The organism is Magnetospirillum moscoviense (assembly GCF_001650635.1).
Taxonomy (GTDB): Bacteria; Pseudomonadota; Alphaproteobacteria; order Rhodospirillales; family Magnetospirillaceae; genus Magnetospirillum; species Magnetospirillum moscoviense.
The window spans coordinates 1-1,539 of sequence record NZ_LWQU01000062.1 but is presented as its reverse complement, the minus strand read 5'-3'; the positions used below and the strand labels follow the sequence as shown (position 1 = coordinate 1,539).

Annotated in this window: 3 protein-coding genes; 2 read left to right on the top strand and 1 reads right to left on the bottom strand. The window is 63.0% G+C overall.

Annotation, left to right across the window (positions count from 1 at the left end):
• Positions 1-279: hypothetical protein (locus A6A05_RS21420; protein ID WP_216635737.1), on the bottom strand; the 279-nt coding region annotated here is incomplete at its 3' end.
• 152 nt (positions 280-431) lie between these two features.
• On the opposite strand from A6A05_RS21420, the gene A6A05_RS19915 reads away from it, so the two are divergent.
• Both A6A05_RS19915 and A6A05_RS19910 read left to right on the top strand, forming a co-directional pair.
• A complete protein-coding gene (locus A6A05_RS19915; protein WP_082910661.1) occupies positions 432-710 on the top strand; it encodes a hypothetical protein in 279 nt (92 codons plus the stop codon).
• Positions 655-1,374 (top strand): IS110 family RNA-guided transposase, encoded by a 720-nt coding sequence (locus tag A6A05_RS19910; protein ID WP_156520869.1) that lies wholly within the window; start codon positions 655-657, stop codon positions 1,372-1,374. The genes A6A05_RS19915 and A6A05_RS19910 overlap by 56 nt, the downstream gene beginning before the upstream one ends.
• The last annotated feature ends 165 nt before the right edge of the window (positions 1,375-1,539 follow it).

Here is a 1,539-nt window from a genome sequence, read left to right as displayed (position 1 = left end):
GGCATCTCTGAAATCCAGCGCCTGGGCCAAGCCAGGACGAAGCCGCCTGCGCGAAACTATTGACAGCGAACATGAGAGCAGGCTGCGGAAAAATGCCGATTCGGCGTCTTCGCGCCCATTGTCGTCATGCGCGGGCTTGACCCGCGTATCCACGTGTTGCCGTCTAACACATTGGTTCAAAAAGAATTCTTGCTGAAATGCGTGGATTGCATTGTAGATCCCGTCAGCAATGACGGGACGCCAACGCGCTGTCATCGCATGATGGACGTCGGCGGGCACCCCGATCGTGGATAGGTCTTAGCGACCGTGGTCATCTCGGGACCCGCCGACGTTACGGTCGGGCACGCGTACGGTAGAAAGGGCTCATCGCCCGCATGCAATCCAGCGCCCTGCGTGCAGACCACTCGTACAGTGTGACGAAGGGGGGCACGATGGACAAGCCGATCATCATAGGCATCGATGTTTCGAAGGAATGGCTCGACGCGGCCCTCGCCGGCGAGGGCCGCGTCGAGCGCTTGGATAATACGGCCAAGGCGATTGGCGCGTGGCTGCTCCGGGCGCGGCCCACGCTGGTGGCGTTCGAGGCCACCGGTGGCTATGAGCGAACCCTAAGGGACACGTTGATCGCCAACGGCGTCGCGTTCGTGCGGGTCCATCCCAACGACGTCCTGGCCTTTTCGCAAGGTCCGTGGCATCAAAGCGAAGACTGACAAGATCGACGCCCGACTGATCGCAGAATTCACGGCCGCCGAATTGGTGCGCCGGGGCGTGCGGCCCGCGATCCTCGGCGATGACGCGCTACGCGAGATGGAAGGCCGGCGCTGGCAATTGGTCGAACTCCTGCAGGCCGAACGCTGTCGTTTGGCCATGACGCGGTCGGCAGCGGTGCGCGCCACGGTGCAGGCGGTCATCGACGTCCTAACGGCCAATCTCGACGCCATCGAGCTGCAACTGCACGCGCATATCAAAGCGACACCCGAACTGGCCCAGCGCGCCCGCATGCTGCAAAGTCTTCACGGCGTCGGCCCGATTACCGCCATGGTCCTGATCGCCGAACTCCCAGAACTCGGCCTGCTCACCAACAAGCAGATCGCCGCGCTGGTCGGCCTGGCGCCGCAGACCCGCCAGAGCGGCAAAACCAAAGGCCGCGACCGCACCGGCCACGGACGACCGAACATCCGACGCGCCCTCTTCAATGCGGCGCGCGCGGCCATCCGGCACCCGTCACCGCTGAAGGACTTCTACGACCGCCTGGTGCAGGAAAACCGGCGACCCGGAAAGGTCGCCCTTACTGCGCTGATGCGCAAAATGCTGGTCACCCTCAATGCCATCGTTCGAGACGGGCAGCCATGGAAATTAGCCAAACAGACTTGACTGCGTCCACGGTAGATGGCCGGGTCAAGCCCGGCCATGACGATCGGGCATAAGCGACGCGATTGCCTCGAGTTTTTCCGCAGCCTGCTCTCATGTTCGCTGTCAATAGTTTCGCGCAGGCGGCTTCGTCCTGGCTTGGCCCAGGCGCTGGATTTCAGAGATGCC

Excerpts from the sequence above, each read along its gene's own strand:
- A6A05_RS19915 (WP_082910661.1), top strand. The coding sequence starts at position 432 with ATGGACAAGCCGATCATCATAGGCATCGATGTTTCGAAGGAATGGCTC.